This window comes from Oligoflexus sp. (assembly GCF_035638955.1).
In the GTDB taxonomy this organism is placed as follows: domain Bacteria; phylum Bdellovibrionota_B; class Oligoflexia; order Oligoflexales; family Oligoflexaceae; genus Oligoflexus.
Map to the genome: position 1 here is coordinate 1 of NZ_DASQYZ010000347.1, position 5,975 is coordinate 5,975.

Below are 5,975 nucleotides of genomic sequence, written 5' to 3' on the forward strand. Positions count from 1 at the left end.
GGAGTTGGTGTCGGAGTTGGTGTCGGAGTTGGTGTCGGAGTTGGTGTCGGAGTTGGCGTTGGTGTCGGAGTCGGGGTATTACCCGAAGGGTCTGTAAACAGAAACACATTCGCCGAATTCCGGCCCGGGTTGGTCACGATATTCGTCGTTCCGTTGCCCAGAATTTCATTCGTCATTTCCGCCGGCGAGGCGTCGGGTGTCGATTCCAGATAAAGAGCGACGGCACCAGCGACGTGAGGGCTCGCCATCGAGGTCCCACTGATGGTGCTGGTGGCGCTATCCGAGCTCGACCAGGCGCTGGTGATGCCATCGCCGGGGGCAAAAATATCGAGGCAGGTGCCGTAGTTGGAAAACGAAGCACGTGCATCCGTCTTGGATGTCGCTCCAACGGTAATCGCGTCTTTCACACTCGCAGGGGAAGACTTGCAAGCATCCGTATTCTCATTGCCAGCCGCAACCACAAAAACAATCCCAGCATCAATGGCTTTTTGCACAGCCTGATTCAGCGAGGGGGAGACACTCCCGCCCAGACTCATGTTGGCCACTGCGGGAAGTACCGCATTCTTTGCGACCCATTCAATACCGGCGATCACATCCGCGTTGGTGCCGCTGCCATCGCAACCCAAAACCCGAACCGGGTGAAGCGTTACATTCTTCGCAACGCCATAGGTGGAACCTCCCACTGTTCCGGCCACGTGCGTGCCGTGACCGTTGCAGTCTTCGGTGCCTTTGCCATCCTGCGGCGCGCCGAAGCCGTTCCCGATGCGACCGCTAAATTCCTTGTGCGTGCTGCGGATACCGGTATCAATGATATAAGCATGAACGCCTGTTCCATTGGTTCCGTATTGATAAACACCATCGCGGCCACTCCGCGCATCAATGCGGTCAATGCCCCAGGTCGCGTTGCTTTGCGAGCCATTCGCATACATATACTGATTTGGTTCAACCCATGATACTTCCGGATCATTCAGAAGCTCTTGCAGCTGATCGTGATCGGCCGTGACGGTCGCTGCATGCAGCAGGCGCTCGTATCTTTGTAAAACTTTCACACCATAGCTTTGCTGGATGCGCTGGGCTTTTTGCAAAATCAGTCGAGGGTTGATGGAACGAGCCGAAAAGCTGTCGTCCTCGCCTTTGAAATGCACGATGTACTGGTTTGGAACGACCTTGCCCCGTGCCGAACGGAGCAGCTCAGCGGCCTGTCCTGTCCCACTTCCGGCGATGATGAGCAATAAGCTCCCGATCAAGCGCATCTTCATGCTTGTGCCTCCAACTGATGTGTTAGTGCAAACTTGTATCATCATAGTGGCATAAACGGGGGTCTGGTCAAGTGGCCAATTTTAAGTTGGCTCATGACATGAAACTTCAAGTCTTCACCTTGAAGATTCAAATGATTCGCGGTGACAGATCACTCATTGTTGGGGGTAACTAAAAATAATGTCGACCATGCGATCCTTTTTTCCTTGGATTGGGATGGTGCAAGGTCCCGAGAACTGGCGAATGCGAGGCTTGTCGCCCTTGGTGTAATGAAATTCCATGCGGGGGGCTATGGCGCGAATGATGAAGCTGGTGGGTTGCAACGCCAAGACTTCCCGGTCTTCACCGTCGACTTTGGTTGTTTTCTTAGAGACGATTTCAAAACCAAGCGATTCAAAGCGATACGGCAAAACCAAATCGAATGAAATGGGTTTTCCCTGTAAGAGGGAAGTCCAATGGCGCAGGATCAGGTTATTGAAAACTTTGCCGTGGTAACCATCCTTGGGCCATGGCAGTGTTCCCTCTTTGTAGGCTTGCTTGAATTCGGGGCGATATTTTATTTTCATTGTGTCGCCCTGGGTGACGACATCCGTTTCCTCGCCGGTCAGTGGATTCTTGAACCGGTAGCTTTCCACCCGCAGGCTGCGGTTGTTATAAAGAACGTTCTCATACTGCACTTCGGTTTTATTGAGATCATAGTACCAGGTTTCCTTGCGGGTACTCGCAGCTTCCTGGGAAATTTTTTCGGTGCCCTTGAAGAAGACTTCGCGGTTCCCTGGGTCCCGGACTTCAAAGTCGATGCGTGTGACGTCTTCCATTTCATAAGCCTGGCCACGGTCCGCCAGGGCCCATGCCAGCACCCAAGGCAGCAGGAGGTAAATTTTCATCGTAGCCCCTTTGTATTCAGATGATGAATCATCTTAGAAGGGGACGTTTGCCTTCGTCAATGAAGAGACGGGCCTCAGACAACGCCTGAGGCCCGCATGACGATGACATAGGGATGTGGGAATCCCATAACTTACAGAGCAGACAAATCAATGACACTTCTGGAAGATGAAGCGGAATGCAGCGCGCTTCAGCGTACCATACGACTGGCTTGCATTGCGGCCGGAGTTGCCTTTAGGCGACACACGAACCGCTGTATTCAGGGTCAGGTCGCGATTGCTGTTACATTCGCTCCACACCAGATTCGAACCATTCAGGGTTTGATCAAATGTACGGTCCTCTTGTTTCCAGACTGGACCGAGAACTTCACTGTCAGACGAGAAGGTGGCGCCATCACCGGCGAAGAATCCGTTCAGCGAGGCTACAAACTGATCGTTTGGCGCCAGCTGGTACGATACCGAGGTGACCACACGTTCCACCGCATAACGATAGCCTGGCGCTTGAACGTCCAGTGTTATCGCACAGTTTTTGCGGCTTTCTTCCAGACTGATGCCAGTGCCTTTTTCCACTTTGATGTGAAAGGCATGGTTCAGTTCCACAGTCAGCCATTGACCATCGAATCCGTAAGGGATCGTCTTGCCTGCTTGCACCGGACAGCCGCTGCCGTTGGTGGAGAGGACTTCAAGACGTGCTTCGGTGGCCAGGGCCATAGAGGACAGGGATAAAGTTGCGAGGGCTGCAAAAAAATTCGATTTCATGTGTGATCTCCTGAGCAATGTTCCTGAAACAAGTTTTATCGCAACCACGTTGAAATCGGAAGGTGTTCACAGTACGAAGTGTTCTGTGAACTCAGCTCCCAGAACAGGGGGTTCTGTGGACGTGGGGAAGTTCCAGATGAATTCCCATGGACCTCTGCAAGTGTTTATAATTGCATATAAAATTTAGGTATTTGGAAAACCCGCTCAAGCTTTTGTCCAGAAGTGCCGATAGCCAGGTCTCCAAGGTAAGAATTCGAAAGCTGGGACCAAGCTCCCGATTTCTTTGGTTTATGATGAGACGGCCTGGAATGTCCCAGGCTTGTGTGGGCGGAGCCCATGGGGAGAAGCGATGGATATCGTAACCCAGAGAATTTTACAGATTTCCCTGGTCATAGGGCTTTCCTGCCATGGCCAAATTAGCTTTGGTCAGGACGATTGGACGCCGGAACGCGTCCTGCGGATGCCCACGGCCGATGATAGTTTTGATCTCAGTCAGTTCATTAAGCAGCTCGCCGCCATCGATGAAGCGAGACGCCAGGAGTGGATCCATGAGGCTCTCCAGGCCGGCTACGTGCCCAGCTTCTTGCGTCAGCTGAAGCGGGTGCATTCCCGTCACGCAGGCCACGAGCTCAGCTTTTGGGTTCTTCCCGATTATCTGTCTGTGGGTGACAACGACAGCTACCTGCATGTTCCCATGAATGGACGTGATGCGCTAAGCCTGGCAGTCGGGTGGAACATGTATCTGCCCACCAAAAAAATGGTCGATCTTATTTATAAGCAGGCGGGTGTGCTGCTGCCCTCTGTCCCATTGGACATCAATCACATCAAAGATCCTTTGAAGCTCTGGCTGGAGCATGAGGATCGCATGGATCAGGATCTGCAGAAATATGCGATCCGTTCCGGCTGGCTTCAGGCGGGTCATATGAAAGACGTGGTCATGAGCCCCCGTCTATTGGGTCGTCCGGAGCGTGGTGCCATCTATGGTTGGCAGGGCACGGACGGGCAGTTGCTCCAGAATCTCGCCACCTCCATAAAAGCTGACTATGCCGACTACAGCATGGGCGTGCGTCTGGTCGCGCCTTATTGTTTAGTGGATGGTCAGTGGATGCCTTTGGCTGACGTGCTGCGGAATCCGGAATTGGCTCCGCTCCTCAGTGACGAGGGCGCCTGGGATGTGGATCAGCTGCTGAAGCTCGATCCATTGCCCGCACCACCCCAGCGCAAGACGCCGGCGAATCTGATGGTGCAACACTAACTCATAAAGGGTGATCGGATACGTTCGGTTGCCCTAGCATTTGTCCCGTTTTAAGGGGTAGGGTCTAATTGTCAATTAATTTAGACACCTACCCCAAATCACCCAGACTTTGCGACCAATTGCGACCACCTAACAGTTAGGTGCCTCTTTCGTCCACATACCCTGGACAAAAGCCGTCAAGGCACTTCTGCGACGTTTGGCGTACGTTTTTATGGCTCTATCAGATACGTCGCCTAACAGCTGACCTGCGATACCATAATCACCCCCAGTCGCGTCAAAGATTTCATTTGTCCCACCATGACGCATGACATGCGTAGCGGTGTATTTTAAGCCGGCCTTCTTGAAAGCGTAGTTATACCAGTAATGAACAATGTGATACCTAAATACGTCCCCATATTCATTCGGGAACACATAGTCATCATCACCTTTGCCAATTCCATCTCCATAATGCTCCAACAAAGCTGCATAAGTTTCGGGAAGCATCGGCAGTGCCTTTGTCCCGCCCAGAGCCGCTGAATTTTTGAATCCCGGTTCAACGCTTGGAAGTTCTCCGTTCTCCACGGTATAAATAACATGCTGTTCAATTATTATCCGGGATTCTTTAGGATCTTCTTTGTTAAAAAAAATATGTTTCCACTTCAGTGCTGCAACTTCCGAAACTCTGAGCGCCTCATGATACTGAGTAGTTGCAAACGGACTCAGGATTTTGCCATACTTCGTTATCCTTAGTTCCGCTTTCATGAGTTCAAAATCCTGTCGCTCCAGGTCTTTGTTCTGGGCCGGGCGTACGACGTTCAACTTTGCATCTTTCCAATGTCGCTTCTTAATCGGATTCCTGAAACTAGTGTCTTCTTCATAATATTCTTCGTAATACCTGAAAATAAGGCCGAGTATCATCAGCTCACGATCGAAGGTAAAACGTCTTTTGGCACGATATTCGTCTCTATTGGCTTTCCTATCAGCAAGCCATAAGTCTATGACTTTAGATGAAATTGAGTTTATCGGATAATCGGATAGCATTTTAAAATGTCGCCTCGACACTCCTCCATAAAATATTCTGCTAGACTTACCCAAAAGCGGAAATCTGCGTTTCTTCCATTCGATCACAATCTCCTGAAATGTGGGACCACTTGCTGGTTGTGAGGATGGAGCTTTCTGTTTCGAATCCGAGGCTGCGTCATCAATATAGGATTGCCAATTGCGAGCGTCTTCGAGACTCTCAAAGTACCCAGACTTTCTTTTTCTCTTTCCCCTAGCATCAACCTCATATCTTCGAGCGACATAGATCTGCCTCTTGAAGGTGGCCTGTACTCCTTTCTGGCTTCGTCCCAGACAAGAATTCTTCTGACGTTTGGTGCGCCAGTTACAGGAGGATAAATGCGATTTTTACCTTGAAAGGTCTTCGGATTGAACTTCTTCATTGAGCGAATCTCCGTTGAAGCCATTCTTCAACATCGAGCACTCGAAATCTCACTGATCGACCTCGACGTCTAAAGGGCAATCCGTCTTTCATATATTTATTGACAAAACTGACTGACATACCAATATGAGCGGCGAGGTCTTTTTTCGTTATCCAATTGTCAAAGATCCGATCTTCAGCTTCATATGCTGAAACATTTTTTGAGATTACTTTCAACTTTTTGACAATGGAAGAGGGAGACGTAGAATTTTTTTTCATAACCCGGGAAAACCTTGAGCACAGATATTTGACATGGATCATAAAAGGCGGGTAAACCCGCCTTCTCAATCATTTTCTAAATCAGTTAATTGTCCAGAAGTCGCCGGACAAGTTTGAGTTCAAGACAAAATCATAGGGCAGA

Annotated in this window: 6 protein-coding genes; 1 reads left to right on the forward strand and 5 read right to left on the reverse strand. The window is 50.3% G+C overall.

The annotated features are described in order from the left end of the window. From VE954_RS30925 to VE954_RS30935, 3 genes are all read right to left on the reverse strand, one after another. A partial coding sequence (locus tag VE954_RS30925; RefSeq protein ID WP_324960264.1) for a S8 family peptidase occupies positions 1-1,259 on the reverse strand: 1,259 nt, incomplete at its 3' end. Between the two features lie 153 nt (positions 1,260-1,412). After that, complete coding sequence (locus VE954_RS30930) at positions 1,413-2,144, reverse strand: hypothetical protein (RefSeq protein WP_324960266.1); 732 nt, start codon at positions 2,142-2,144, stop codon at positions 1,413-1,415. 147 nt (positions 2,145-2,291) lie between these two features. After that, positions 2,292-2,900, reverse strand: a complete 609-nt coding sequence (locus VE954_RS30935; RefSeq protein ID WP_324960268.1) for a DUF4360 domain-containing protein — start codon at positions 2,898-2,900, stop codon at positions 2,292-2,294. Between the two features lie 349 nt (positions 2,901-3,249). On the opposite strand from VE954_RS30935, the gene VE954_RS30940 reads away from it, so the two are divergent. Then, positions 3,250-4,155: a hypothetical protein gene (locus VE954_RS30940; protein WP_324960270.1), complete on the forward strand. Its 906-nt coding sequence runs from the start codon at positions 3,250-3,252 to the stop codon at positions 4,153-4,155. A 129-nt stretch (positions 4,156-4,284) separates the two neighbouring features. On the opposite strand, the gene VE954_RS30945 is transcribed toward VE954_RS30940, so the two are convergent. Together VE954_RS30945 and VE954_RS44500 are read right to left on the reverse strand one after the other, a co-directional pair. Beyond that, positions 4,285-5,262 carry a hypothetical protein gene (locus VE954_RS30945; protein ID WP_324960272.1) on the reverse strand — a complete coding sequence of 326 codons (978 nt, stop codon included), beginning with the start codon at positions 5,260-5,262 and terminating at the stop codon, positions 4,285-4,287. Positions 5,263-5,572: 310 nt separating this feature from the next. Beyond that, on the reverse strand, positions 5,573-5,875 hold the full coding sequence (locus VE954_RS44500; RefSeq protein ID WP_414699044.1) for a helix-turn-helix domain-containing protein: 303 nt from the start codon (positions 5,873-5,875) through the stop codon (positions 5,573-5,575). Between the last annotated feature and the right edge of the window lie 100 nt (positions 5,876-5,975).

Excerpts from the sequence above, each read along its gene's own strand:
- VE954_RS44500 (WP_414699044.1), bottom strand. The coding sequence starts at position 5,875 with ATGATCCATGTCAAATATCTGTGCTCAAGGTTTTCCCGGGTTATGAAA.
- VE954_RS30940 (WP_324960270.1), top strand. The coding sequence starts at position 3,250 with ATGGATATCGTAACCCAGAGAATTTTACAGATTTCCCTGGTCATAGGG.
- VE954_RS30930 (WP_324960266.1), bottom strand. The coding sequence starts at position 2,144 with ATGAAAATTTACCTCCTGCTGCCTTGGGTGCTGGCATGGGCCCTGGCG.
- VE954_RS30935 (WP_324960268.1), bottom strand. The coding sequence starts at position 2,900 with ATGAAATCGAATTTTTTTGCAGCCCTCGCAACTTTATCCCTGTCCTCT.